Origin of the sequence: Sutcliffiella cohnii (assembly GCF_002250055.1) — a bacterium.
GTDB lineage: Bacteria > Bacillota > Bacilli > Bacillales > Bacillaceae_I > Sutcliffiella > Sutcliffiella cohnii.
This window is the reverse complement of sequence record NZ_CP018866.1, coordinates 438,622-464,336: the sequence shown is the minus strand read 5'-3', so window position 1 is coordinate 464,336 and position 25,715 is coordinate 438,622. Positions and strand designations below refer to the sequence as shown.

The 25,715-nt window shown below is 36.1% G+C and carries 26 protein-coding genes, 2 pseudogenes and 1 riboswitch; of the genes and pseudogenes, 10 read left to right on the top strand and 18 right to left on the bottom strand.

What is annotated here, in order from left to right:
* From BC6307_RS02145 to BC6307_RS02110, 8 genes are all read right to left on the bottom strand, one after another.
* Positions 1–285 carry a hypothetical protein gene (locus BC6307_RS02145; RefSeq protein ID WP_066415028.1) on the bottom strand — a complete coding sequence of 95 codons (285 nt, stop codon included), beginning with the start codon at positions 283–285 and terminating at the stop codon, positions 1–3.
* Positions 286–375: 90 nt separating this feature from the next.
* Positions 376–1,434, bottom strand: a complete 1,059-nt coding sequence (locus tag BC6307_RS02140; RefSeq protein WP_066415029.1) for a M42 family metallopeptidase — start codon at positions 1,432–1,434, stop codon at positions 376–378.
* Between the two features lie 167 nt (positions 1,435–1,601).
* The gene (locus tag BC6307_RS02135; RefSeq protein ID WP_066415030.1) at positions 1,602–2,252 is read right to left on the bottom strand and encodes a TetR/AcrR family transcriptional regulator; all 651 of its coding nucleotides are present in this window, start codon (positions 2,250–2,252) and stop codon (positions 1,602–1,604) included.
* A 74-nt stretch (positions 2,253–2,326) separates the two neighbouring features.
* Complete coding sequence (locus tag BC6307_RS02130) at positions 2,327–3,358, bottom strand: ABC transporter permease (RefSeq protein WP_066415034.1); 1,032 nt, start codon at positions 3,356–3,358, stop codon at positions 2,327–2,329.
* Positions 3,355–4,086 carry an ABC transporter ATP-binding protein gene (locus BC6307_RS02125; protein ID WP_066415036.1) on the bottom strand — a complete coding sequence of 244 codons (732 nt, stop codon included), beginning with the start codon at positions 4,084–4,086 and terminating at the stop codon, positions 3,355–3,357. Before BC6307_RS02125 ends, BC6307_RS02130 begins: the two co-directional genes overlap by 4 nt.
* 149 nt (positions 4,087–4,235) lie before the next feature.
* Entirely contained in the window at positions 4,236–5,060 is an 825-nt protein-coding gene (locus BC6307_RS02120) for an aldo/keto reductase (RefSeq protein ID WP_066415039.1), read from the bottom strand.
* A 161-nt stretch (positions 5,061–5,221) separates the two neighbouring features.
* Entirely contained in the window at positions 5,222–5,995 is a 774-nt protein-coding gene (locus BC6307_RS02115) for an ABC transporter permease (protein ID WP_066415042.1), read from the bottom strand.
* Positions 5,982–6,956 (bottom strand): ABC transporter ATP-binding protein, encoded by a 975-nt coding sequence (locus BC6307_RS02110; RefSeq protein ID WP_066415044.1) that lies wholly within the window; start codon positions 6,954–6,956, stop codon positions 5,982–5,984. Before BC6307_RS02110 ends, BC6307_RS02115 begins: the two co-directional genes overlap by 14 nt.
* A 206-nt stretch (positions 6,957–7,162) precedes the next feature.
* A riboswitch (cyclic di-AMP (ydaO/yuaA leader) is annotated at positions 7,163–7,306 on the top strand.
* 75 nt (positions 7,307–7,381) lie between these two features.
* Here BC6307_RS02110 and BC6307_RS02105 point away from each other — a divergent pair.
* Positions 7,382–8,011 (top strand): annotated as a pseudogene (locus tag BC6307_RS02105) (potassium channel family protein).
* A gap of 114 nt (positions 8,012–8,125) precedes the next feature.
* Here the strand turns inward: BC6307_RS02105 and BC6307_RS02100 are convergent.
* Both BC6307_RS02100 and BC6307_RS02095 read right to left on the bottom strand, forming a co-directional pair.
* Positions 8,126–9,418: a voltage-gated chloride channel family protein gene (locus tag BC6307_RS02100; RefSeq protein WP_066415047.1), complete on the bottom strand. Its 1,293-nt coding sequence runs from the start codon at positions 9,416–9,418 to the stop codon at positions 8,126–8,128.
* Between the two features lie 9 nt (positions 9,419–9,427).
* Positions 9,428–10,015: a DUF421 domain-containing protein gene (locus BC6307_RS02095; RefSeq protein ID WP_066415050.1), complete on the bottom strand. Its 588-nt coding sequence runs from the start codon at positions 10,013–10,015 to the stop codon at positions 9,428–9,430.
* A 167-nt stretch (positions 10,016–10,182) separates the two neighbouring features.
* Between BC6307_RS02095 and BC6307_RS02090 the strand changes: the two genes are divergently transcribed.
* Positions 10,183–10,473, top strand: coding sequence for a hypothetical protein (locus BC6307_RS02090; protein WP_066415052.1), 291 nt, complete (start codon positions 10,183–10,185; stop codon positions 10,471–10,473).
* A gap of 16 nt (positions 10,474–10,489) precedes the next feature.
* On the opposite strand, the gene BC6307_RS02085 is transcribed toward BC6307_RS02090, so the two are convergent.
* Entirely contained in the window at positions 10,490–11,425 is a 936-nt protein-coding gene (locus tag BC6307_RS02085) for a GGDEF domain-containing protein (protein WP_084380366.1), read from the bottom strand.
* Between the two features lie 15 nt (positions 11,426–11,440).
* Entirely contained in the window at positions 11,441–11,581 is a 141-nt protein-coding gene (locus BC6307_RS24690; protein ID WP_157076627.1) for a hypothetical protein, read from the bottom strand.
* Between the two features lie 252 nt (positions 11,582–11,833).
* On the opposite strand from BC6307_RS24690, the gene BC6307_RS02080 reads away from it, so the two are divergent.
* The 4 genes from BC6307_RS02080 to BC6307_RS25270 all read left to right on the top strand — a co-directional run bounded on the left by BC6307_RS02080 (position 11,834) and on the right by BC6307_RS25270 (position 14,281).
* Entirely contained in the window at positions 11,834–12,253 is a 420-nt protein-coding gene (locus BC6307_RS02080; protein WP_066415062.1) for an SRPBCC family protein, read from the top strand.
* On the top strand, positions 12,254–12,613 hold the full coding sequence (locus tag BC6307_RS02075; protein ID WP_066415065.1) for an ArsR/SmtB family transcription factor: 360 nt from the start codon (positions 12,254–12,256) through the stop codon (positions 12,611–12,613). It begins immediately after the preceding gene.
* Positions 12,614–13,268: 655 nt separating this feature from the next.
* Positions 13,269–13,700, top strand: coding sequence for a DUF3231 family protein (locus tag BC6307_RS25275; RefSeq protein ID WP_235858339.1), 432 nt, complete (start codon positions 13,269–13,271; stop codon positions 13,698–13,700).
* On the top strand, positions 13,670–14,281 hold the full coding sequence (locus BC6307_RS25270) for a DUF3231 family protein (protein WP_235858338.1): 612 nt from the start codon (positions 13,670–13,672) through the stop codon (positions 14,279–14,281). Before BC6307_RS25275 ends, BC6307_RS25270 begins: the two co-directional genes overlap by 31 nt.
* Positions 14,282–14,377: 96 nt before the next feature.
* On the opposite strand, the gene BC6307_RS24685 is transcribed toward BC6307_RS25270, so the two are convergent.
* From BC6307_RS24685 to BC6307_RS02055, 3 genes and pseudogenes are all read right to left on the bottom strand, one after another.
* Entirely contained in the window at positions 14,378–14,533 is a 156-nt protein-coding gene (locus BC6307_RS24685) for a hypothetical protein (RefSeq protein ID WP_157729270.1), read from the bottom strand.
* 232 nt (positions 14,534–14,765) lie between these two features.
* Entirely contained in the window at positions 14,766–15,482 is a 717-nt protein-coding gene (locus BC6307_RS02060) for a DsbA family oxidoreductase (RefSeq protein ID WP_066416393.1), read from the bottom strand.
* Between the two features lie 137 nt (positions 15,483–15,619).
* Positions 15,620–16,766: pseudogene (locus BC6307_RS02055) on the bottom strand (gamma-glutamyltransferase family protein).
* A 316-nt stretch (positions 16,767–17,082) separates the two neighbouring features.
* On the opposite strand from BC6307_RS02055, the gene BC6307_RS02050 reads away from it, so the two are divergent.
* The 4 genes from BC6307_RS02050 (at position 17,083) to BC6307_RS02035 (ending at position 21,694) form a co-directional block, all read left to right on the top strand.
* Positions 17,083–18,750 (top strand): ribonuclease J, encoded by a 1,668-nt coding sequence (locus BC6307_RS02050; RefSeq protein WP_066416382.1) that lies wholly within the window; start codon positions 17,083–17,085, stop codon positions 18,748–18,750.
* Between the two features lie 166 nt (positions 18,751–18,916).
* Positions 18,917–19,921: a TRAP transporter substrate-binding protein gene (locus BC6307_RS02045; protein ID WP_066416375.1), complete on the top strand. Its 1,005-nt coding sequence runs from the start codon at positions 18,917–18,919 to the stop codon at positions 19,919–19,921.
* Positions 19,914–20,399 carry a TRAP transporter small permease gene (locus tag BC6307_RS02040; RefSeq protein ID WP_066416374.1) on the top strand — a complete coding sequence of 162 codons (486 nt, stop codon included), beginning with the start codon at positions 19,914–19,916 and terminating at the stop codon, positions 20,397–20,399. Before BC6307_RS02045 ends, BC6307_RS02040 begins: the two co-directional genes overlap by 8 nt.
* The gene (locus BC6307_RS02035; RefSeq protein WP_066416372.1) at positions 20,399–21,694 is read left to right on the top strand and encodes a TRAP transporter large permease; all 1,296 of its coding nucleotides are present in this window, start codon (positions 20,399–20,401) and stop codon (positions 21,692–21,694) included. Before BC6307_RS02040 ends, BC6307_RS02035 begins: the two co-directional genes overlap by 1 nt.
* A 40-nt stretch (positions 21,695–21,734) precedes the next feature.
* On the opposite strand, the gene BC6307_RS02030 is transcribed toward BC6307_RS02035, so the two are convergent.
* Genes BC6307_RS02030 through BC6307_RS02020 form a run of 3 tightly spaced genes read right to left on the bottom strand, consistent with a single transcriptional unit; the run spans position 21,735 to position 25,476 of the window.
* Positions 21,735–22,850: a Ger(x)C family spore germination protein gene (locus tag BC6307_RS02030; protein ID WP_066416363.1), complete on the bottom strand. Its 1,116-nt coding sequence runs from the start codon at positions 22,848–22,850 to the stop codon at positions 21,735–21,737.
* On the bottom strand, positions 22,847–23,938 hold the full coding sequence (locus BC6307_RS02025) for a GerAB/ArcD/ProY family transporter (protein WP_066416362.1): 1,092 nt from the start codon (positions 23,936–23,938) through the stop codon (positions 22,847–22,849). Before BC6307_RS02025 ends, BC6307_RS02030 begins: the two co-directional genes overlap by 4 nt.
* Positions 23,935–25,476, bottom strand: a complete 1,542-nt coding sequence (locus tag BC6307_RS02020; protein WP_066416361.1) for a spore germination protein — start codon at positions 25,474–25,476, stop codon at positions 23,935–23,937. Before BC6307_RS02020 ends, BC6307_RS02025 begins: the two co-directional genes overlap by 4 nt.
* Positions 25,477–25,715: the final 239 nt, after the last annotated feature.

Sequence of the window (25,715 nt, the reverse complement as noted above, 5' to 3'; positions counted from 1 at the left end):
TTAATGTGCAATTTTTCTCTGTTTTAGAACTGCTTTTAAGATTGGAATTGTTAATAGGAACATGCAGAGTACGGCTGGACCACTAACTATATATCCTAAACTTGGTTGATAGCCGTGAATATAAAATATAAAGCTAGTGATTCCAATTAACACTAATAGAAATAATTCAAATAGTAGCGTCATAGCGATAAATAGTAGATAAGGAATGACAATTCGTTTGTCTGATATATGTTGTAATGTTAAGCCTTCCCAGCATAAGTCTGCAAATCTAGTTATTGTTTTCAAAAAAATCACCTCATTGAACATGCTTATAAATTAGTATGTCCAATGAGGTGAAAATATATCTTTTTCTAGTAGATTTTTTAATCTACTCTATTAAATTGTAAACTTGTAATGTTCTGTTGCCTTCATCTCTTTTATAAACGCTACTAATAAATCTTTTGTTGCTAGAAGGTCTCTCGTATCGATCACTTCTGTTGAGGAGTGGGCGTATCTAGAAGGAATAGATAGAACTCCTGTTGGGATACCTTGATGTGCAAGGCTTAATTCACCTGCGTCTGTACCAATACCAGGGAATACTTCTATTTGGTACGTGATGTTTTGTTTCTCGGCAATTTCTTGTAAATGATTTTTCACTTTTTTATTTGCTATTAGGCTAAAGTCAATCGCTTTAATACCTGTTCCAGCACCTAACGCTAACGTATTGTCCATCATTTCCTCAGGCGTGTCACTAACTGCAGTCGTATCTAGCGCAATGGCTACATCGGCATTTACTTGATGGCCTATTACTCTGGCACCTCTTAAACCGACTTCCTCTTGAACCGTAAATGCTCCTACAATTTCACCTGCAAAATCGCTCTTTTCTAATTCTTCTAGCGCTTGAATTAACACGGTACAACCTGCACGATCATCAAACGCTTTTCCAACTATTCGATTTTCTGTTAAGTAGTCAAAGTGAGGGTACCAAGTAATCGAGTCCCCTACTCTTATCCCTAATTCTGCTACTTCTTGTTTCGTACTAGCACCAACATCAATATACAGCTTTTGATGTGCTCGTACTTTTTTCGGATCATCGTATTTCATCATATGTGCAGATATCGTTCCAATAACACCTGACCTTAATCCTTTATATGTATTAATTTGAACTCGTTGTGATAGTAGAATACGATCATCATGCCCCCCTAATTTTTCAAAGCGGATAAGACCATTTTCCTCAACCTTTTTGACGATAAAGCCTACTTCATCCATATGAGCCACTACTACGATTGTTGGTCCAGATTCAGTTCCTTTTTTACGGACAATTAAATTTCCTACCCCATCAACCTGTACCGAATCTACTTTACCTTTTAAACGGTTCGCAATGTACTTTGCTACATCTTCCTCAAAGCCGCAAGGACCATGGATAGAAGAAAGTTCTTTTAAAATATTTTCCAAATTAAGCACCCCCAAATCGTTGTATTTTTCATTATAGTACAAAAATTGTTTCGTGTCTCTAATTACTTTAACGCACTAAAATATTTTTTGTTCCTATAGGTTTTAGATTGTAACACATAAAAAAACTGACTTTCTAATTAAAAGTCAGTCCATTTTTTTTATTTCATTTATTCTCTTGGGGACACCCCATTTATAATAAGTCGAATCGTTTGCTCTGTTTCTACTTCGTCATCCCAATTTATTTCAGGGAAAAGTAAGTTTCGAGCTATGAGATACCCGAATATGCTAGAAACCGTTACTCTTATAATTGTACTTGCTGGGAGGTCGACTAGCTGCCCTTTTGCTTTGTAATGATCTACTAAGTCTTCAAATCGAGTATATATTTTACTCGCGATATGTTTTTTGAACATTTTTTGTAATTCTGGTTGAAACGGTATTTCTTGTACTAAAATACGGAATAGTAATAAATTCCTTCGAATAAAAGAAATTCTATTTTCAAACATCGCCCTCAAAAAATCTTCAAATTGTTCATAATCTTGATCAAGTACTTTTTTCATATCGTTAATGACAAAAGGAGCAATAAACTTAGCAATCATCGGTTCTACTATCGAATATAGAAGGTCTTTTTTCGTTTTATAATGACGAAAAATTGTTCCTTCTGCTACCCCAGCTCTTTTCGCAATTTCACTTGTCGACGTAGAAGCATAGCCCTTTTCTGCAAAGGATTCTATGGCCGCAACGATAATTTTCTTTTGTTTTTCCGTTAATTGATCATCGTTTTCAAATATTTCTTCTATTAAATTATTTTGGTCGTTCATCGGTTACTCCTTATTATTCAGAATCATTACCTTCATTGTAATAGATTTGAGCCAATAGGTGAAATGAAAACCGTTTATATTTTTCGATATTTCCTTAATGCAACAATATTTAAAAGCATGAACATAACGGAAAAACCACAAAGTGCGAGTAGTTCTAAATATATTTCATTAATGCTATATCCTCTAACCATCACGTCTCGTAACGCTTCGGCAGCATAATATAAAGGTGTAAAAGGTGCAATCCATTTTAACCAGCTCGAAATGGTCTCTAAGTTAAATAGGCCCGAGAAGAAAATTTGCGGAACAACGATGATTGGAATAAATTGAATCATTTGTAGCTCGTTATTAGCAAAAGAAGATAATAATATTCCGAGCGATAGAGCCGTTAAAGCGAGCACTAAAATAATAAGAAGTAAATGAATGAAAGCTCCTTCCATTAACATTCCTAACACATAAATCGCATAGGCTGCTATGATGGCCGACTGGATCATCGTAAAAATACCGAATCCGATAATATAACCAGCTACAATTTCCCATTTTTTTAACGGACTAGCCATTAACCTCCCTAACGTACCTGTCGTTCTTTCTCTTAAAAAAGAAACACCTGCTATTAAAAACACAAAGAAAAACACGAAGAAACCTAACAAGACCGGCCCAAAATAATCAAATTGTCCCATATGTGCCGAACCGTGTACAAATTCAACCTCTAAACTAGCAATGTCGTTGTCGGTTGGTTGTAATTTTTTCAAGGCTTTTTCTATTTGTTTCATTGTAACTCCATTAATAGTTGGGTCGCTACCCTCTAACACTACTGAAGGTTGATTATTTATAAAATGAATATAGCTATCTATTTCTCTATTAAGTAAATCTTCTTCCGCAGCATCTAATGTTTTGTACGCTTTAATCGTTGCATTTTCGAAATCTAATTGTGAGTTCATAGCAGGGGGTACATTTACTAGTCCAATTTTAGGAATGTACTCTTCCCCGTTAAATACTAAATGTAGCATCGTTAATACTAAAATCGGTGCAAATAGAAGTAACGCAATTGTTCGTTTATCGCGAATAATTTGCCGTAATATTCGTATCACTAACGCTCTCACCCTCATAAATGAGCACCTCCATATGTTAAAAATGCTTCCTCAATTGATTTAGCGCTAGTTTGTATTTTTAATTGTTCTGGCGTGCCGACTGCGATTAACACACCATCTCGAAGCATACCTAATCGGTCACATTTTTCTGCTTCATCCATCACATGCGTCGTGACGATAATCGTTGTTCCTTGTTCCCGTAGCATTTGAAATGCTTGCCAAATACTCTTTCTTAAAACAGGATCGATTCCGACAGTCGGCTCATCTAAAATTAGTATTTCTGGACTGTGTAATAGGGCAATCGCTAACGAAAGTCTTCTTTTCATCCCTCCTGAAAAGCTGGAAATAGTTTTTTTCGTATGATCGGTTAAGTCGACAATTTTTAATACCTCTTCCATACGGTGTTGTAGTCGGTTTCCTTTCAAACCATATAGTGTTCCGAAAAACTGTAAGTTCTCTTTCGCTGTTAATTCTCCATACAGAGCGTCGGATTGTGCCATATATCCAATCCGTTTCATTAATTTAAGAGAAGGCATTTTTTCATGAAAAAGAAATACTTCTCCACTTGACGGAATTTCCAAACCAACTAGTTGCTTCACTAGTGTCGTTTTGCCAGCACCTGAAGGTCCTAATAGACCAAAAATTTCACCTTTTTGAATTTGAAGTGAAATATCCTTTAGCACTACCTGCTTACCGAACGCCATCGAGACATTTTCAATTTGCACAACACTTTCTTCCGTACTCATCCTATTCACCTCTGACTTTTCATATGAAAGTGAGTAATCACTCATTATTTTCATCATAAACGTTTTCTTGTTGTGTGTAAAGTGAGTAATCACTCATTTTATAAAATATTAAAAGGGTCAGAACAGTTTCTGACCCTTTTTACTACTTTTTATCGAACATTCATTTCGTTCGGATGTTTCCCTCTACGTCTATCTTTATTTATTGCATTTATTTTTTTCATCTCATCTAAAGAAAGTTCAAAGTCAAACACGTTAAAGTTTTCTTCGATTCGAGAAGGTGTTACTGATTTAGGAATAACGATCGTGTTATTTTGTAAGTGCCAACGTAACACTACTTGTGCAGGAGACTTTTGATGTGCTTCGGCAATTTGCTGAACGACTTCATCTTTTAACACTTCTCCACCTTGCTCTAGTGGACTCCATGCTTCTACAAAAATATTATGTTTCTCACAGAATTCTTTTAATTCATTTTGTGAAAGGTATGGATGACACTCAATTTGATTTAAAACTGGAGTTACTTCACATTCGTTTAAAAGACGCTCTAAATGTTCAATTTCAAAGTTACATACTCCAATTGCTTTCACGCGACCATCATGGTAAAGCTTCTCTAACGCTTTATATGTATCAACGTACTGATCAAATTGTGGTGTTGGCCAATGGATTAAGTATAAATCTACATAATCAAGACCTAACCTTTCTAAGCTTTCATCAAAAGCACGTAGCGTATTTTCATACCCTTGATCACTATTCCATACTTTTGTTGTAATAAATAACTCTTCACGAGGTACGGAAGATTCTTTTATCGCTTTCCCAACGCCTACTTCATTTTTATAAATCATAGCTGTATCAATTGATCGATACCCTACTTCAATCGCTTTTTTAACAGCAGCAGTCGCTTCGTCATCCGCTACTTGCCATACACCGAATCCAAGCTGAGGCATTTTCAAACCGTTGTTTAATGTAACATAATTCATCTCCGAATCCTCCTTAAATTATCTACTATTCGTTTTCATTCTCTATACAAAATGGAAAGAGAACGAAATACTAAAATATTTTACCATAAAAAAGTTCGGATGCCGAATGAAAATGATACCCGATTGAAAAAATTGGATTCAGGTGGCGAACTCAAAATTCGTTAATACTGCCCAAGTAATCCTTTTTTCATCGCTATTCTTTCACAACGATGAAACACGATGAGGCCGACAATGAAGTAAACTAAAGAATTTGCGATTAAGACTGCATAATCCGTCCATAAAAATTCCGTTAACCCTCTATTTTCTAACATGACTGTTCGTACCATATCTACCCCTTTGACGAATGGAGCGAATGCTAAATATGGTGCTACAGATAATGGAACAAATACGAGAGCCATTAAAACAAATTGAAAGATTTGTAGGAACGCTTGAATTTGTTTCACAATAATTGCTAGGCCTGCAATCATAAAACTTACGCCAAACATACTAATCATCGTAATGAAAATAATCGGTATCGTTGTTAGTGGATTTAAATTTAACCATTGTCCAGATGTTAACATTGCCGCAAACAATAAGATAATCATAATGAACGATTGCAACACGAATTGCCCAATCATTCTCGTGAGCATAATCCTCCAAACACCCATCGGAGACATATATAGCTGTTCAAGTGTACCTCTCATCGCCTCGGTAATAATGGCGTATCCGATAAAATTCATCGTCGTCATCGTTAAGCCCCAAAAAACAATACTAACGATAGAATATTGAACATTTGATTCAAAAGATGCTGGATCTCCTACAAACATGACACCAAAAAATGCACCTAGAAAAATAATGTAAAATGTTAATAATAGGGCTATTGTATTCGGCAAATACCGCTTCAACTCGATATATTCTTTTTTCACATTGGAGGTAAGTACATTATACAATTGCATATTGCTTCTCCCCCTTCACGATTTGCAAAAATACTTGTTCGAAATCTATCGTTGTCCGGTCAATGCTTTCGACAAGTGTTGCTTCCATCTTAAAAATGTCGAACAGTTTATAAATATCTTCACTTCGCTCTAAATTTACATCTACAATCGCTTGAAGACTGTTTTCAGTGTAGGTGCTTAATGGAAAAGTCAGTAACAACTCTTCTTTTTGCCTACTATTAAGACGTTCACCTAGTTTAATAGAATATGCTTTCGTTTGAAACAAGTTAAGCAAGTTCTCCACTTTTTCATCCACAACGACTGTACCTTTATTAATAATAATCGTTCGATCACATAATTCTTGAACTACCGGCATATCGTGCGAGCTTATAATAATCGTTCGGTTTTCTTCTTTAACAATTTGCTTTAATATTTCGCGCAGCTCGTAACTAATTTCAACATCTAATCCTAATGTAGGCTCATCTAATAAAATTACTTCCGTATTCGCTAATAACGAAACGGCAATCGCAAGTTTTTGCTGCATTCCACGTGATAATCCTTGTACTAGTTCATTTTCCTTCTCTTTTAAGTGGAACTGCTCTAATAATTTGTCTACCTCTTCTATCACTTCTTTCCGTGACCGACCTCTATTACCTGCAAAATATTCTAAATTCTCTTTAACCGTTAAACGCCAGTATAAGTTTCGGTTTCCTTCTAGTACTGCACTAATATGGCGTAACGCTTTTAATCTTTTTTTATTTATATCTAATCCATTAATATGAATAGATCCCGCATCCGCCTGTAGCAATCCACATATCATCTTAATCGTCGATGTTTTTCCTGCACCATTCGGTCCTAACAATCCTAGTACTTCCCCACGATGAACATCAAATGAAACATTATTAACCGCTGTTACTATTTCTTTCGTTTTTCGTTTCGTATACTGCTTACTAACCCCGCGAACTTCAATTATTTTTTCCACTCCATCACCTCTAATGTAATTGTCTATATATTCATTGTATTCTTAAAAAACCTTTTAAAAAACTCTCTCCGGTTGTATATTAACTCCGTCTCTAGATGGAAAGAATAGTTAATGATTATTATTTGCTTTAAAAAATTTACAATTTTCTATTGACGGTGCCGTTTTTGAAGAGTACATTTATTAACAAATTAAATTATCTTTTTTTCAAAAACCTTATGTTGAATCTTATTGTAAGAGCGGGGGAACCAAATCGAAACGTTTATTCGTTTCTAGGGGTGTATCGTTATGAACGAAGAGGACTCTCATCCTCTAATCCGACAGCTAACCTCGTAAACAAATTGAGAGAAGGGTCTACTAAATTATGAGAGACCATTCTGCGGATCTGCCAAGGAATGGTCTTTTTATGTCAAAGTGAGGTAAAACAAATGAAAAAGCAATTTGCTGTTATCGGTCTAGGTCGTTTTGGTCACTTGGCGTAGAAGTGCTGGCGATTGATAAGGATGAAGAAAACGTAAGTAGAATTAGTGAATTTGCTACCCATTCCGTACAAGCAAATGCAACGGATGAAAACATTAAAATCTTTAGGGCTTCGTAACTTTGACCACGCTATTGTTTCGATGGGAGAAGACATTGAATCAAGTGTGCTAACTAGTTTGATTTTAAAAGAAATGGGTGTAAAACAAGTTTGGGTTAAAGCGATTAATAAGTACCATAAAAAAGTGCTCGAGCAAATTGGAGTAGACCGTGTAATTCAACCAGAAAAAGATATGGCACGAAGAATCGCTCATCACGTCGTGTCTGATAAAATATTTGATTACATTGAACTATCGGATAATCATAGTATTGTAGAAATTCATGCATCAAAAAAAGTAAACAATAAAAGTATCATTGAACTAGATCTTCGGGCGAAATACGGTTGTAATTTAATCGGAATTCAACGTGACGGTGATATTATTGTAGCTCCATCTGCTGAAGAGATCATTAAAGAAGGTGACCTTTTAATTATGATCGGTAGAAACGAAGATATTCAACGGTTTGAAGAGGTTGGGGTTTAGAATAATGTTTTTATTTGCGGTAATTACCTTTTATTTGCGATAACACCGGGCTTATTTGCGGTAATCACACTTTTATTTGCGATACCCCCGGTTCTTTTGCGCCCTTCTTTTATTTCATTTTTTATGTCGTTTCTTTTTCTCCACATCCTCAATCGATAGACCGTCTTCAATATTGTATAGCCTACTTTTCGGTTCAAAGATTTTTTGCGATGGCCATAAGCCATGATGCCCAGAGAATATATAACTTACAAGACATGCAACGAAGAAAAATTCTATTCCCTTCCCGTCAAACATTTCAACAGCTAATAGGAATGCTGCAATTGGTGTATTCGCTCCACCACAAAAGGTAGCAATCATCCCTAACCCCGCAAGAAACGACAATGGTAAATGGATAAATTCCGATAACGTATTCCCTAACGTAGCTCCCATGAAAAATAGAGGAATGGCTTCTCCACCTACAAAGCCTGTCCCCATCGTAATGGCAGTGAAAATTAATTTTGCTATAAAGGCAAATGGTGGTACATCCTCTTTAAACGACTGCTCTAACATATCCAAGCCTCGGCCATTATAATCTTGTGAACCGATTATTAAAAATAAAATGACAATGAGTACTCCACCAACGAACGCCCTTACCATATGATTCTTCTTCGTATATTTTTCGGAAATCCTTTGAATTCCGTGCCGTAATTGACTATACAAAACACTTAATAAACTAAAAATAATGGCTACTACTATTACTTTTCCATATGTTGCAAAAGACGATTCTGGTACCGTTTTTATAATAAACGTTTCGTGTTCTACTCCCCAGCCCTTTTCTGTAACATAGTGACCGACAAAGCTAGCTACTAAACAAGGCACTAACACTTTATACTTCATTTTACCTAACGCTACCATTTCCATACCGAACACAGCGCCTGTTATCGGTGTCCCAAACGCTGCTCCAAAGCCAGCACTAATACCGCTCATGATCAAAATTTTTTTATCAAGAATGGAAACTTTAAAAAACTGGTTTACTGCTTGAGAAACACTTCCACCCATTTGAATAGCTGCCCCTTCACGTCCTGTCGATCCTCCTAATAGGACAGTTATAAACGTTCCTATGTAAACAAGCGGCCCCATCCTTTTAAGAACTTTCGCTTTCCCATGCACACCTTCAATTACTAAATTGTTTCCTTTTGCAGAATCATTGCCAAAACTTTTTCCAAAATTCATATACATAAAGCCAATTACAATCCCACCTAGAGGAAGAAAAAAGATTAGCCATGAGTTGTTCTCTCGAGTCTCTCCTAACATATCATTGGTCGTTAACAGAAGCGCTGTTGTGGAACCAATGATAATGCCGATTATTGTTCCGAAAAATATCCATTTAATTAATGTAGCCATTAAAGTTCTATAAGCTATATTCATTTGAATCCCTCATTTTAAATGTGTTGGGGGTTCTTCTTTATGTATTTTGTTCTTCACTTCCGTAAAAAGATTATTAGTGCTATTCGTGATATTTTGTTCGTTTGCTTGGAAAAGAGCTAGTAACTTTTGAATATCTTCTTTCGTTGCATACTGTTTTTCAGGCTTTAACAAATAGCCAATTTGACCATTTGATTCAATCGTTGCCCATTGCAAGTCGCTGATGTTTTGCACTCCTTGCTGCCGCAATCTAACCTCTAACATGTCAACAGTTAACCGAATCTTCGCTAAGTTTTTATCAATAATGGTTCCATTTTCAACGACTATAATGGATTTCCCGTAAAAAAATGTTTCTAGTTTGTCAGACTTCAATACGATATATTCCACCACAATTAAAAAAAGGACTAGTAATAAAGTAATCAACATCGTAATCCATATACTTCTATCACCTACTGGCTGTATAATTAGTGACCCAACAGCTACCATTAAAACTGTTTGTGCGACAGTTAATTGTGAAATCGACTTTCTACCAGCTAAACGTAAAATTAAAATGCCGCCAAAAACAATAACAAATGATTTCCAAATAAAGTGCAAATCCAAAATAAGCTCTTCCTTCCGTATGTAGCTTTTCTATTTTTTTAGTATGGCTTATATGAAAAAGAATATTTGAATTCTAAGAGAAAATCGGTCCATGCCCGTAAGTTCTTTTTCAAATGTACATTTCATACGTTTATACAAGGTTACTATTCTTTAAAGGAGAGTGCTTCATGAGTATACAAAACAAGGACTATCCGTTAACGAAGAACGAGTATTGGTTCTATCTTATTGGGTCCATTGTGCTAGCCTCTTGTATGCTTTTCACATTCATGCTCAGTAGTTTCTATTCCCCGTTAATACTTCTTCAAATTCGTTTACTTATGATTGGAATTGGAATCATCTTTTATCTTACAGTGTATATTTTCTATAAACTAAAAATAAAAGTAACACAAGAAGAGCTAAAAGAAGAGTTAAACGAAATTATCATCATCATTAACGGAAAAGAGATTGGGAGAGTTTAATCCCCCAATCTCTTTTTTAATTTGCGTAATATTGAACTTGATTTCTACCATTTCTTTTCGATTTATACAGCGCTTCATCCGCTTCAGAAATGATATCGTATAAGCTTTTCGATTCAGTAAACTTGGAAATGCCTAATGAGACCGTTATTTTCTTAATCGCCTTACTTTCTGTTATAAACTCTGTATTTTCAATTTCTTGGCGAAACGATTCTGCAAAATACATGAGTTCCTCTTTAGAATCTGTTGCAAAGAAAATAATAAATTCCTCCCCTCCATATCTTCCGGCGAATACGTCATCTTTGTAATAGGAGGAAACTTTTTTCAACATAATATCGGCAAAGCCTTTTAAAATCATATCGCCACTTAAATGACCATATTCATCATTAACAGACTTAAAATGATCAATATCTAACATAATAATGTACCGATTTTTATTTTGTTTCGTCTTGTACGTCTTTACTTTCTCCTCAAAATGTCGAATGTTATTTAATCCAGTTAACGGATCATGTTCTGCATAGAACGTAAGCCTATCTCTTAAATAAAGCTCCTTTTCTGCATTTACGATAAAAAAGTGTAACGCGAAAGCCGTTGTAAGAAACGTCATCAATCGATAAATAGACATTTCTGCGAAAACTTGTAAACCGTTAGGAACAAAAAAGATAATTGGTAAGTCTGATGCAAGCCAAGACAACGTAATAATTATTAGTAGTGTTAGAGACTTTAATTCTGTTTGCTTGAGCCATTTCATAAACAGAGAAATTAAAGTAGGAAACATCATTCCAAAAATAACTCCAGGAACCGCTCCTTGTCCTCCTATACCTAATCGCCATAAACTTACGATGACGAGCGCCGGAATTGCATGCTTCCATCCCCATTTATATGCTAAAAAAACGAGTGGTATAAACCGCATATCAAATTGAAAATCTCCGTAAACGATTGGTAAATAAAACAAAATAATAACAGCAATTTACGTAATTAGTATTAATGCAATAGAAAATAATATTTTGTTAAGAAATGCTTTCCTATTTACAATAACTAAATTTATTAGTAAATGCATTATGAAAATAATTGCTATATTGGATAACACAGATTGTACTGCTTCATGCATATTATTCACATCCTATTAAACATAGGTAATTTGTACCATATATAGTAGTACGCTAAATCTTCCACATCCATTTTAAATTGTAAATAAAATGAAAAAAATGTCGTAAATAGTACAATATTGTAATTTTTGAAGCAATATACTACACGTAACTGTTCTAAATTTCAAGAGAGTTTGACGTGAAACCTATTGGTGTTATATGATAACAAATAACACTTAATGGTGTTACTTTAAAGTTAAAGGAGTTTGTAAAACATGCAAAAAATCCAAGATATCGTGAAAACAGCAATTTTTGATGCCCCTATTCAAAAAGTTTGGGAAAAAGTCTCTTCTGCAGAAGGAATCAGTACTTGGTTTATGCCAAATGATTTTGAGCCTAGAGTCGGACATGTATTTCATATTCAATCTCCATTCGGACCATCCCCTTGTAAAGTGATAGAAGTGGAGGAGCCAAATAAAATTTCTTTCTCTTGGGATACGGATGGCTGGATTGTTACATTTCTATTAAAAGAAGTCGAAGAAAAAACGGAATTCACCTTAATACATAGTGGCTGGAAAACAGCTGATACAGTTATTACGAAGCCTAATGAAGATAGTGCCGTCATTCGCAATCGCATGAATAATGGATGGGAAGATATCGTACATGCTAAGTTAAGAAAGGTAGTCGAAGGATAAGTGGCTGCTGCTAAGCACGATGTATTTCAAGCAATTGCTGATCCAACTAGGAGAGACGTATTGCGTTTACTAGCTTACAATGAACTTCCTATTTCTGAAATTACATCGCATTTTCCAATAAGTCGAACTGCTGTCGTCAAGCATCTGCACATCCTTTCCGAAGCTAGCTTAGTAACGAGCAGAAAAGTTGGCAGGGAAAAACGATATACACTACAGCCAGAAACTTTAACGGAAGTGAATGAATGGCTCAGCTTTTTCGAGCAATTTTGGGATAATAAAATGTCCATTCTACAGCATCTAGTCGAGAATGAAGATACAGAAAATGAACCATTGTCCTTATTAAAGGAGCAAAAGAAGTGAATGAAGCAAGTGGGGAAATCAAATCATTTTTTCCACTTGTTTTTTTAATTGTTTTGAAAATAACTGCTACGGATTCTTGATTAAATTGGTTTATTTTGCGATATAACTTCCTCTTTATTTGCGGTAATCACTTTTTATTTGCGATAACTTCCTCTTTATTTGCGGTAATCACTTTTTATTTGCGGTAACTCCCTCTTATTTGCGATAACTTCCTCTTATTTGCGGTAATCACTTTTTATTTGCGCTAACTCCCTCTTATTTGCGGTAATCACTTTTTATTTGCGATAACTCCCTCTTATTTGCGGTAATCACTTTTTATTTGCGATAACTTCCTCTTTATTTGCGGTAATCACTTTTTATTTGCGATAACTTCCTCTTTATTTGCGGTAACTCCCTCTTATTTGCGGTAATCACTTTTTTTTTGCGCTAACTCCCTCTTATTTGCAGTAATCACTTTTTATTTGCGGTAACTTCCTCTTTATTTGCCGTAATCACTTTTTATTTGCGATTGCCACCCTGCGTTCCACGAAGCGTCCTCAGCCATAACTTTTTTAATCTGTAAATTTTGTAGAATAAAAGAAAGAATACCTCAAATAATAACCTCTATAAAAACTAATGGGAAAACATCGTTTAAACTAAATTTGGGGGATGTTACATGAAACGCTATAATCACAATGTCGAACTTACTTCTGCTGAAATGGCAAATTTGTGGACTCAATATATTAATGATTCGATGTCGGTATGTTTTCTTACCCATTCCGTCAAGGTGGCCAAAGATAAGGATATGAAAGAAGTACTCGAGTTTGCACTTCGTATCGCAGAAGACCATATTGAAAAAATTACGCATTTTTTTGAACAAGAGAATATCCCCATACCTAAAGGTTTTACGGTGGAGGAAGATGTTAATTTAGAAGCTCCAGCTCTATTTACCGATACGTTTATGATGGTGTATATGCACGTAATGACATTACTAGGTTTAACAGGTTACGCAGGAGCTGTTGCTACTTCAACACGTGCTGACCAAATTTTTTATTTGTGCAATGTAATAAGGAAACGATGGAGTTATATAGACGAGTTGTTGATGTAATGTTAGCAAAAGGTATTTATCGAAAGCCACCACGAGTAAATCCACCTTCCGAAATAGATTTCATTGACAGTCAAAACTATTTAACTGGATGGTTTGGCCATCATCGCCCATTAAGTGTCGTCGAAATAAGTGGTTTAAGCTACAATATGGTAAAAGTAATTATAAAAGTTGTTTTAGAAATTGGTTTTGCACAAGTATGTCAGTCGAAAGATGTACAAAAATATTTCCTTAAAGGAAAAGAATTGTGTGAAAAGCAATTTAGTATTTTAAGCTCAATCCTTTCAAAGGATGATTTAGCATCTCCTTCTTCATGGGTATCAGAAATAACAAGCTCCACTACTCCTCCATACTCAGACAAGCTGATGTTAAATCATATTGTTATTTTAGTTGCTGCTGCTATTGGCTATTTCGGAGCAGGGGCATCTGTTTCACAAAGAAGAGATCTTTCCGTGGAGTATACTCGTCTCATGGGACAAGTTGGTTTATATGCCGAAGATGGAGCCGAATTGCTAATCAAACATGGTTGGCTGGAGCAACCGCCTCTTGCTGATGACCGTCAAAAGCTCATAAAGAAAAAGTAGTAGGCTGTGGATAACAGCCTTTTTTCATTATTCTGTGGAAAAGCTTGTGGGAAGTTATCAGAATCCTTGGATAACTATCATGAAATTTCGTATTTCTTATATATTTTGTGGATAACTCTTTTTTACCATAATTTTTGCGGGTTTGCTTTTTGCGCCAACCGGGAAGGCTTTTGGGCCACCCGAGATCTCTTTTGTGCCAACCGAGATTACTTTCGCGCCAACCGAGATTACTTTTGCGCCAACCCGAATCACTTTTGCGCCAACCGAGATTACTTTTGCGCCAACCGAGATCTCTTTTGTGCCAACCGAGATCTCTTTTGTGCCAACCCGGATCTCTTTTGTGCCAACCCGGATCTCTTTTGTGCCAACCGAGATTACTTTTGCGCCAACCCAGCAAGGAAATTAGCAAGCATCAGCATTTAATTTTTAATAAATAAAAAAACAAGGGGGGACGGAACGAATCGTTACCCCACTTGTTTCATGTTTACTTTTCCGGAATTTCGCACCCATCGTCGGTACAAGTAGCACCCGTAGTTGATTGTACCTGCTGTAATGGAGTAGCACCGTTCTCTTCTTCCCAAACTTTAGTTAATGTTTGCGTGAAGACTTCTAACGGTTGTGCGCCGGAAATAGCATACTTTCGATTAAATACGAAAAATGGTACTCCTTGCACGCCAAGCTGTTGACCTTCTACTTGGTCTTGACGCACTTCCTCTAAGTGAGCGTTACTAGCAAGAACTTGTTGCACTTCATCGCGGTCTAAGCCAACTTCTTCCGCTAATGAGATTAATGTTTCATTTGCCCCGAGGAATTGAGATTCAATGAAGTGAGCACTTAATAGTCGCTCTGTTAGTTCCGCAGCTTTTCCACGTTGCTCTGCAAATTTCACGAGACGGTGAGCATCTAACGTATTCACTTGTTTCATTGAATCAAAATTGTACGCTAATCCAACCGATGCTGCGCTCTGGATAACTTGTTCATTCATTGATTTCGCTTGCTCGATAGTAGCGCCCATTTTTTTCGCCAACATTTCATGAACGGATACATTAGGGTCACTTGGGAGATGAGGTTGTAACTCAAAGCTTTTAAATGTTACTTCCACCTTGTCTTTTTGTGGAAAAGTTTGTAGTGCTTGTTCTAAACGACGCTTTCCTATATAACAGAACGGACAAACATAATCTGACCATACTTCTATTTTCAAATTAACACACCACTTTTCTATATATTTATATAATTATCCTAACACTCGAGACATAAATTTACTAACAATTGAGCTTTTAATGACAACGCAAAAAAGCCCACTTAGACTCTTGTTCGTCTAAGTGGACAATCACTAGTTTATTTTCTACCTTTGCCTGGATGAGTATAACCTATCGACGCACCATCACGTCGAGCATCCGCGACACCAACATATTCTTCTTTTACATAATCAATGAAAATACTTTGTACATTTCCTATTAATTCAGAATTAGCTGGGAAACGATGTCCCATTTCGTTCAGGCTACTTATCGCTTCTTCTGGAATTCCCTCTTCCCAACGATAGCTATTAAGATTGTTCGTATAGATCCGTGGTTCAGCAATTGCCTCTTCTAATCCCATTTCGTAATTGATAATATTAAGTATAACTTGAAGCACCGAAGTAATAATAGTCGGGCCACCTGGTGAGCCAACGCTTAAAATCGGCTTCCCATCTTCAAAAACAATTGTTGGCGTCATGCTGCTTAACGGCCGTTTGTTCGGTTGCACTTCATTCGCCCCGCCAGGAACTGCATCAAAGTCAGTTAATTCATTATTCAACATTAGGCCGTACCCTGGTACCATAATACCAGAGCCAAATACTTGCTCAATTGTTGTTGTGAAGGAAACAAAGTTGCCCCATTGATCCACAACTGTAAAGTGGGTAGTTTCCCCGATATCTTTATCATCATTTTGGTTTACCACTTCGTAATTTGGACTAACGTCTTCAAATCTCCATGGGTCACCAGCCTGAGGATTTCGGTTCACATTGTCGATGTCGATTAGTTCACTTCTCTCTAAAATATAATCAGGATGTAACAATCCAACCGTTGGTACTTCTACAAATTCTGGGTCTCCTGCATAAGCCGCGCGGTCAGCGTCGTAAAAACATATCAGGAGTTGCTCCAGCTGGGGCACGCTCACGACTATTTATAATGATGGTTTCATCTTCCTCCGCATCGTACACCATCATAAATCCACCACCACCGATTCCAGACATCATCGGCTCTACTACATTTAAAGCTAGCTGAATGGCGATTGCAGCATCGATTGCGTTTCCACCCCTCTTTAAAATGTCAGCACCAACTTCGGATGCTAATGGATGGGAAGTTGAAACCATTCCATCCTTTCCAACTGCAACTTCATTCGTTGGATTCGCAGGTTTTTTCGCTAATCCAGCAGAAGGTAAAAGGGATACTAATAGTAATAAAACAGCAAATACAGAGAAAAACAAACGTAATTTTTTCAAAAAAACACTCCTTTAATATACTATTTTTATAACGCTAACACTCATCCAAATGAACACATTCCCATATGTAGTAAGCCTTAGCTGTACACCATTTCCCTCCTCTCTTTACACCTTACATAGTAAATTATAATGAATATTCAGAAATATTAAACAGGAATAAACTACTGAATTGGACAATTTCGGGGTCTATCTTCCTAATACTTATTCCGTAATTTACCTATTGCATGTCTTCTAGTGTTTTACTTTTTTTGAAAATATTTTTTCCATAAGGACATACTAAGGGACAAGAATATACGCAAGGAGGAGCCAATTTAATATGAACGAAAATACTCTATCCATTTTTGCTTTAGGCGGAATGAATGAAATTGGCAAAAACATGTACGTTGTGCAGTACTCCGATGACATTATCGTCATTGACTGTGGTGGGAAATTTCCGGATGAAACGTTATTAGGTATCGATTTAATTATTCCGGATCTTACATACTTGGAAGAAAATAAAGACAAAATTAGAGCTTTAATCGTCACGCATGGACATGAAGATCATATTGGAGGGATTCCGTACTTTTTTAAAAAATTAAATGTTCCTGTTTATGCAACACGTTTCACATTAGGGTTAATTGAGTTAAAACTAGAGGAACATAGACTTCTTAGGGATACAGAGCTAGTGACAATCACTCCTGATTCTGAATTACAATTCGGTACTATCGGTGTTTCCTTTTTTAGAGTGAGTCATAGTATTCCTGATTGTTTAGGGATTGTTTTCCATACTCCGGAAGGAAATGTAGTCCATACAGGAGATTTTAAATTTGATTTAACTCCTGCTGATAATCAAAAAGTCGATATTAATAAAATGGCTCGTATTGGTGATAAGGGTGTTTTAGCTTTAATATCAGAAAGTACGAATGCAGAACGCCCTGGCCTAACTCCATCGGAACAAATGGTAGCAAGCCATATGAATGAGGCATTTATGAAAGCAACTGGTAAAATTTTTGTATCCACGTTCGCATCAAATGTTAGTCGTGTTCAGCAAGTAGTAGATGCTGCTAAAAACACAAATCGAAAGCTTGCCCTATTAGGAAGAAGTATGGTGAACGTTGTTTCTGTTGCGATGGAAAGAGGGTATTTAACAATTCCGGAAGGGATGTTAATGGATGCAAAAGAAGTGGAACAGTTACCTCCAGAAAAAGTAGCGATACTTTGTACTGGTAGTCAAGGTGAACCGAATGCTGCCCTTGCACGTTTAGCAACTGGAAATTACCGAGACGTTAATATTTATGCTGACGATACTATTATCTTTGCAGCATCCCCTATCCCTGGTAACGAAAAAGATGTCTCACGCGTCATCGATAACCTATTCAAATTAGGAGCACACGTTATTTATGGATCAGGAAGCTCAACAGGTATGCACGTTTCCGGACATGGCTACCAAGAAGATTTAAAATTAATGTTAACATTTATGAAACCTAAATATTTTATTCCAATTCATGGCGAATATCGAATGCTACACCACCACCGGTTATTAGCAGAATCGGTCGGCATTGAGCCTGGCAATACTTTTATTATGAAAAATGGAGAAGTGATGGATATTCAGCATGGAGTTGCACGCCAGACGAGAACGATTCCTGCTGGTGATACGTTCGTTGACGGAGTAGGTGTTGGAGATATCGGTTCTGTCGTATTACGTGATCGTAAGCAACTTTCTGAAGATGGAATGCTCATTACGGTTATTACACTAAGTAGATCAGAGCAAAAAATCATCTCTGGACCAGATACCATTACTCGCGGATTTGTGTTTGCAAAAGAATCAGATGCTCTCCTCAGGGAAGTGAACAAACTAGTAAAGCAAGCAGTAAATGACTTAGAAAATGAGGAAAGACGACAATGGAATATATTAAAACAATCGATAAAAAAATCTGTTGGTCAATTTTTATTTTCAAAAACAAAAAGAAAGCCAATGATTATCCCCATTATCATTGAAATTTAAACAATTAGAAGAGCAAACATCGTTTTGCTCCTCTAATTTCTATAAAAAAAATCTCCAAATACTTCTATTGACATATGATTACATAGCATGTAATTTAGAAAGTGCAAATTAGTTAATTCACTAAACAAACTAATTATTGGAATCGATTTCAGGAGGGGAATTCAACATGAAAAAGTCTTATTTTATTATCGTCTCTCTTCTTACAATGATAATGCTTACTGGTTGTTTAAATCTTAGTGGAGAAGAAGGCGTTTCTGAATTAAGAATCGCCCACAACCAAACGTTAGACCACCCCGTTCATTTATCATTAGTAGAATTCAGTAGACTTGTAGAAGAAAATTCTAACGGAAATATAAAAGTTAAAATCTTCCCTAATGCTCAATTAGGTAGTGAACGTGAAGTATTGGAACTAACACAGTCAGGAGCTGTTGATATAGCAAAAGTAAGCGCTAGCGCACTAGAAGGATTCGAACCAGATTATTCTATTTTCAGTCTCCCTTACCTTTTTGAAGACTATGAGCAATTCGAACAAGCTATGAACAACGAAACTATTACAGATCATCTATATTTCAAAACAGAAGATATCGGTATTATCGGCTTAACTTACTATAATGCAGGAGTTCGTAATCTTTATACGAAAGACCGTGAAGTGACGACGGTAGAAGATATGAAAGGTTTAAAAGTTAGAGTACAACCAAGTCAGACAAGCGTTGGTATGATTAATGCTTTAGGTGGTCTCCCTACAGCAATGGCTTATGGTGAAGTTTATACAGCACTACAAGCAGGAGTTATTGATGCTGCGGAGAATAATGAAACCGCATTAGTAGGTAACAACCATGGAGAAGTTGCCAAGTATTATATGTACACAGGTCATCAAATTGTACCAGATATGCTTATTATGAATGCGAACCGTTTTAATAATTTTTCTGAAGAAGAGAAACTAATCGTCCAAGAAGCAGCAAAAGCATCCACTGTTTATCATGAGGATGTTTGGGCTGAAACAATTGAACGTCAGACAGATATAGCGAAAAATGACATGGGTGTTCAATTTATCGAAGTAGATAAACAGTCCTTTATCGATGCTGTACAACCAATGCACAAAAAATATGCGGAAGCTGAGAAAACAAAGGATATTTATCACTTAATAAAGGAGAACATAGGCAATGACTAAACTAAAAAGTGCAATAGACAAAATTCTTATAACTGTTTCTTCTTCCTTATTAGTTATGATGGTTAGTTTGTCTATATGGCAAGTACTAGCAAGATACGTATTTAATATATCTTCACCAGGTACAGAAGAGTTAACAAGACATTTACTCATCTGGTTCGGTCTTTTAACGGCAGCGTACGTATTTGGAGTAAAGAAACATATCGGAATTCTATTTTTCCGTGAAAAATTTAATCGGAAAGTGCAAAGAGCGTTTGAAAAAGTAAGCGATTTAATTATTTTAGGAATCGCCTCCACTCTCATGGTTTATGGCGGCTTAAAAATTGTCCTTCTAACGTCTGCACAAACGGCAGCAGCAACAGGGATTTCAATGGCATGGGTTTATGCTGCCCTACCGACAAGCGGCTTGTTTATCATTATTTACACAATTATAAGCTTAATGTCGAAGGATACTAAAGAGACAGAAGAGGTGAATGGCTAATGGAAGTGGTAGCAGGGATTATTTTATTCACAACATTCTTCTTGCTTTTAATTTTCGGAGCACCAATTGCAATTGCAATTATTTTAAGTTCAGTTATAACATTTTTAGCTGTGCTACCTTTTGATGTAGCAATCTTAACATCAGCACAGCGCATGGTAACAGGTATTGATAACTTTACAATGTTGGCGATCCCACTATTCGTTTTATCCGGAATCATTATGAACAATGGTGGAATTGCATTCAGGCTCGTTAACTTTGCTAAACTTCTAGTTGGAAAATTACCTGGTTCTTTAGCACATACGAACGTTGTTGGAAACATGTTATTCGGAGCAATCGCAGGTTCAAGTGTTGCCTCTGCTGCCGCAATGGGACGTATTATGACACCAATGCAAACAGCAAAGGGCTACAAAAGAACGTATTCTGCAGCAGTTAATATTGCTTCTGCACCAACTGGATTAATTATTCCGCCTAGTTCCGTTCTAATCGTATATTCTTTAGTAAGTGGTGGAACATCAGTAGCAGCTCTATTTATGGCTGGTTACATCCCTGGTATACTATGGGGAATAGCAGTTATGATTGTTGCTTATTTTATGGCGAAAAAAGAAAACTACCCTGTTTCTAACTTACCTTCTCTTAGAGATGCGTTATATATCGTTTGGAGTGCAATTCCAAGTTTATTACTAATTGTAATCGTTATCGGTGGAATTGTTGGCGGTATTTTTACAGCGACAGAAGGTGCTGCAGTAGCGGTACTTTACTCAGTCCTCCTATCTATGATCTATAAAGGACTAAAAATAAAAGATATACCTAGCATTTTTAAAGAAACAATTGAAATTACAGGGATGATTCTTTTCTTAATTACGGCTTCGGCCTTATTCTCCCTAGTAATGTCTTATATGGGCTTACCTGAAGCAATTAGTAAATCATTATTATCTATTACGGATAATCAAATTGGTATCATTCTTATTATGCTATTGATCATGATTTTAGTTGGAACATTCATGGATATTACTCCAGCAGTTCTTATTTTCACACCGATTTTCTTACCAGTTGCGACAAGCTTCGGTATGGACCCTGTCCACTTCGGTATGATCGTCTGTTTCGCGCTATGTATCGGTAACATGACACCACCAGTTGGAAGTGCTCTATTCGTAGGATGTAGCGTTGCAAACGTTAAAATTGAGGAAGTAATTAAAACATTACTCCCATACTTTGCAGCGGTCATTGTCGTACTAATATTAGTAGCGTTCATTCCACAATTGTCGTTATTTTTACCGAATTTATTTGGGCTATAATATAAAGGGAGTCAGAGCTAAAGCTTTGACTCCCTTTATATTACTTAACAGCACCCGGTGATTTTATTTCCACTTCTACCGAAACATTTATATTAGCTTCCGCAAGTGCCTCTCCCCAATTGTCTTCTACTTTTTTAAATTGTTCGTAATGATAAGCTCTTGCGTACAATCCAAGTCCAGTCGGATCAATTTTGTTTTCTTGGATTTTGTTTATAAGATCTTCGAATTGAGATTTTAATTCTTTTTCCAGCATCTTCTTCAATTCATCTTCTTTCATTGAACCCGTTACAAATAATCTTTCTGCAATGCTTCCTCTCATTTTAATGTTAAAGTCGAAGGAAAATTTATCATCTTTATAACTTGATTTTACTTTTGTATTAATGTTACTAAACGCAATACTTATTTCGTTAAGATTGAAGATTCCACCGTCCTCTTCTACAGACGTGACCGGAAAAGTAAGCGTTAGTTCATGTTTTTGTTCTCCCTTTAGGACTAGAAGAAGTAAACTTTCATTAATAGATAAACTGTCTACATATTTTCCATCTCCATCTAACAATGTTAGTCCATTTAATCTTAAGTCATTGTCTTTTATTAATTCTGGAATAAAGGCGGTAAGCCCTTTTTCGTACATTTGCCGATGCAGCTCCTGAAAAGTAATAATAACATCAGTCGTTCGCATTGTATATTTATCAATAAGTCCCTTCAAATGTAAAGGTAGCGGTGGTTTATTATCCGGTTCGTAGAAAATAACGTCAGCTACTGGACCATCTACTACTATAACTCTTGTGTTAATAGAAAAGGTTGGATTTCTATATACAGTATCTAGCATTGAAAACCAATTGTCCTGTTCTAGAACTCGTTTACCAATTAAAAAAACTTGAATTTTAGCAGCAGTTACATCTCCTGTCGCTCTCACATTAAAAAGTTCCCTAGACTCTCTTATTGTTTTAGCCTTCACTTCATACGTTGCGATATTTTTCGGAGCGTCTTCTGAGAACACAGGGCTAGATTCGGATATGACTAAATTATTTTCCTCATCTATATCTACACCAAGTATTAAAGCAATTGTTAAATCTTCTATTGGAATAGGCCTTCCACAGCTAGATAGTAAAAGTATAACCACACTTACAAAAATGGTATGAAATATACGTTTCATTTTTTTATCCCCCTTTTTAGTACGCCATGCAACGAGACATACACCCATATGCATATAGGAAAAACAAACGCAAAAACAAAACTAACTACATTCATACCTTCTCGAAGTATCGCATTTCTCTCAACTGTAGGAGGAATTAACAGAACAATTAAAAACTGAAGTATTAAAAACAAGAGCAAATGTCTACTATGATCTTGTTTGCCAACTAACTGACTTGTACAATACACCGCAAAGAATATTAGGGGTAAAACGGTTGTTGAAATAACAAATATATAGTAGGAAAATATGATTATTTCTAGCCGTTCAACAAATGTAAATTCAATAATTTTTATAATAACGATTGCTGGTTCATTAAAAACTGTTATTTCATCTGGACTAAAAAACAGATAAACTACTAACGTGATCATTAATAATGAAAGCATCGTTATCGTATTCGCAATAACGATACCGAGAGATGCTTTCTCCTTTTTGTGCAAAAATGGATATAGGAAAAAGGCAACTTCAAAACCTATAAAAGAAAAAATGGTTGTACGTATAGAAGAAACAATTGGCAACCACCCTTCCTTTACGACCGGAAGTAAATGAAGCCAGTTCGCATAGTTCAACGGAATAAGATAGGCAATCAGGATCCATATTGTTATGAAAAAAACCAACTCTGAATACCTACCTAACACCGTAATATTATTTTTTACAATTAGATAGGTAGGAAGGGATAACAGTAAAATAAAAATGTATAGTTCCGTACGAGGTAAAATCCACGCTTGAATAAAGATAGCTTCTCTAATAAAAATTAAATTACCTAATGCTGCAAAATATAAGGCAAACAGAATAGTGGCTGCCTTCCCTACCCATTTTCCAAAGTAATAGGTAACTAGATCTAGAATTGTCCCATCCGGTCTTTTTTTCATCACTTGTATAATGATTAAACTAACTGCTGACGTTAGAAGCCAAGAAAGGATAATTGTAATCCAACCATCTGTACCGGCTTTTTCCGCTAATTCACGTGGTAGTGTTAATAGACCAACACCTACTTGTACACCGTGAATTAAAAAAATATATTGCATTAACGTTATTTTATTAGTTTTCATCCCTTTTCGTCACCCTTTGGACGATTTGAATTCGCTCTTCTATTTTGAACTGCTTGTGTACTTAAAGGCCGTTTTTCGACAGACCATACTGGGAAACGAATAAACACATCCTTTAAATCTTTAAAACGTAATGGTGCAATTGGGCTACTATAAGGAGTTCCTAATGATTCTAGCGAAATGAAATGTGCGATTAGTATCATTATCCCAGCAACAATTCCTACAAACCCAAATAACGTTGCAAGTATCATCATCGGAAATCGGACTATTCGAATCGCAGAGCTCATTTCATAGTTAGGGATAATAAAAGAAGCGATCGCTGTTATAGCTACAACAATAACCATGATGTTACTGACAACTCCTGCTTCTACTGCCGCTTGACCGATTACAATACCACCAACAATGCCAACTGTTTGTCCAATTTTAGCTGGCAAGCGAATCCCAGCTTCTCTTAGCATTTCTAAAGTAAATTCCATAATAAATGCTTCGAGATAAGGAGGAAAGGGAACTCTTTCTCTTGATACACCGATAGAAAATAGTAACTTCAACGGTATTACTTCAAAATGAAAGGAAATAATCGCTATATAAAATGCAGGTAGCAGGATTGCTATAAAGAAACCGAAATACCTCAACAATCGAACAAAAGAAGCTACAATCCAGCGAGAGCCATAGTCATCCATCGTTCTGAAAAATGAATCAAAGGTTGTTGGCCCGATGATAACATTCGGTGATCTGTCCACTACTGTCACGATTCTTCCTTGAAGAATTTCTGAGGCTGCAAAATCGGGACGTTCTGTTAACAATAATTGTGGAAAAGGAGAGTAGGAATTATCCTCAATGAATTCTGTAAGAACGCCAGAGTTTATAATACCATCCACATCAACTTTTTGGATGCGTGTCTCAAGCTCCTGCAACACCTCTGGATTAGCAACATCCTCTAAATACAGGATAGATACTTTTGATTTCCCTCGTTCCCCAACAGTTATTTCCTTTATCTTCAATTCGCGATTACGAATTTGTTTACGTATTAACCCAATATTATCAGCGATACTTTCCGTAAACCCAACATGTGCACCAGATAAGGTCGATTCAAGAGGCGAGTCTTCCAAAGACCTTTTAGGAAAATCAGGAGTACCGAAAATAAAAGCTTCTGAATATTCGTCTACAAATAAGACGCATTCGCCATTTAAAATGGCAGTTTCAATCTCCTGCCACTTCGTTACCTCTTTAATATGGCCAAGCGATACCTTTAAATCTGCTTCGTTATTTTCTTTATTTTCTTCAAATAACAGTGGGCTCAGCACATGATTATAAATTGTTTGACTATCTGTAATACCACTCAAATATATTAACGCAGCTTTACTATCTGTTTGTTTTATAACTATATGTCTAATAACGAGATCAGGGGTATCAGAAAAAATAGACTTAATTTCTGTAACATTGTCCATTAATTCAGAGCTAATTGATTTTTGAGTTTGAGAATTGTTATTCGTTTGTTGAGAGGAATTTTGCATTTTTTTATATTTCCGGAAAAAAATCATGAAAGAATTCCCACCTAATATATGATATTTTAGTATGCAACTTTAAATGGAAAACCATTCACTTTTTTCCACATCGGGACAGAGGGACAGGTCCCGCGTCCACACATTTTTTGGAAATAGAGAAGCATCTTTATCCTTTTGGTAACTTGTAGAGATCCCATCCATGTCGCGAGCACAAAAAAAGACACCCAATTACAGAGTGTCTCGAATACTTCATATACCCTTTTAATTATTGATCT

What these genes read in the sequence shown, in the direction of transcription:
- BC6307_RS02135 (WP_066415030.1), bottom strand. Translation starts at nt 2,252, where the DNA reads ATGAACGACCAAAATAATTTAATAGAAGAAATATTTGAAAACGATGAT.
- BC6307_RS02130 (WP_066415034.1), bottom strand. Translation starts at nt 3,358, where the DNA reads ATGAGGGTGAGAGCGTTAGTGATACGAATATTACGGCAAATTATTCGC.
- BC6307_RS02125 (WP_066415036.1), bottom strand. Translation starts at nt 4,086, where the DNA reads ATGAGTACGGAAGAAAGTGTTGTGCAAATTGAAAATGTCTCGATGGCG.
- BC6307_RS02120 (WP_066415039.1), bottom strand. Translation starts at nt 5,060, where the DNA reads ATGAATTATGTTACATTAAACAACGGTTTGAAAATGCCTCAGCTTGGA.
- BC6307_RS02115 (WP_066415042.1), bottom strand. Translation starts at nt 5,995, where the DNA reads ATGCAATTGTATAATGTACTTACCTCCAATGTGAAAAAAGAATATATC.
- BC6307_RS02100 (WP_066415047.1), bottom strand. Translation starts at nt 9,418, where the DNA reads ATGAATATAGCTTATAGAACTTTAATGGCTACATTAATTAAATGGATA.
- BC6307_RS02090 (WP_066415052.1), top strand. Translation starts at nt 10,183, where the DNA reads ATGAGTATACAAAACAAGGACTATCCGTTAACGAAGAACGAGTATTGG.
- BC6307_RS24690 (WP_157076627.1), bottom strand. Translation starts at nt 11,581, where the DNA reads ATGCATGAAGCAGTACAATCTGTGTTATCCAATATAGCAATTATTTTC.
- BC6307_RS02080 (WP_066415062.1), top strand. Translation starts at nt 11,834, where the DNA reads ATGCAAAAAATCCAAGATATCGTGAAAACAGCAATTTTTGATGCCCCT.
- BC6307_RS25275 (WP_235858339.1), top strand. Translation starts at nt 13,269, where the DNA reads ATGAAACGCTATAATCACAATGTCGAACTTACTTCTGCTGAAATGGCA.
- BC6307_RS25270 (WP_235858338.1), top strand. Translation starts at nt 13,670, where the DNA reads ATGGAGTTATATAGACGAGTTGTTGATGTAATGTTAGCAAAAGGTATT.
- BC6307_RS02050 (WP_066416382.1), top strand. Translation starts at nt 17,083, where the DNA reads ATGAACGAAAATACTCTATCCATTTTTGCTTTAGGCGGAATGAATGAA.
- BC6307_RS02045 (WP_066416375.1), top strand. Translation starts at nt 18,917, where the DNA reads ATGAAAAAGTCTTATTTTATTATCGTCTCTCTTCTTACAATGATAATG.
- BC6307_RS02040 (WP_066416374.1), top strand. Translation starts at nt 19,914, where the DNA reads ATGACTAAACTAAAAAGTGCAATAGACAAAATTCTTATAACTGTTTCT.
- BC6307_RS02035 (WP_066416372.1), top strand. Translation starts at nt 20,399, where the DNA reads ATGGAAGTGGTAGCAGGGATTATTTTATTCACAACATTCTTCTTGCTT.
- BC6307_RS02030 (WP_066416363.1), bottom strand. Translation starts at nt 22,850, where the DNA reads ATGAAACGTATATTTCATACCATTTTTGTAAGTGTGGTTATACTTTTA.
- BC6307_RS02025 (WP_066416362.1), bottom strand. Translation starts at nt 23,938, where the DNA reads ATGAAAACTAATAAAATAACGTTAATGCAATATATTTTTTTAATTCAC.
- BC6307_RS02020 (WP_066416361.1), bottom strand. Translation starts at nt 25,476, where the DNA reads ATGATTTTTTTCCGGAAATATAAAAAAATGCAAAATTCCTCTCAACAA.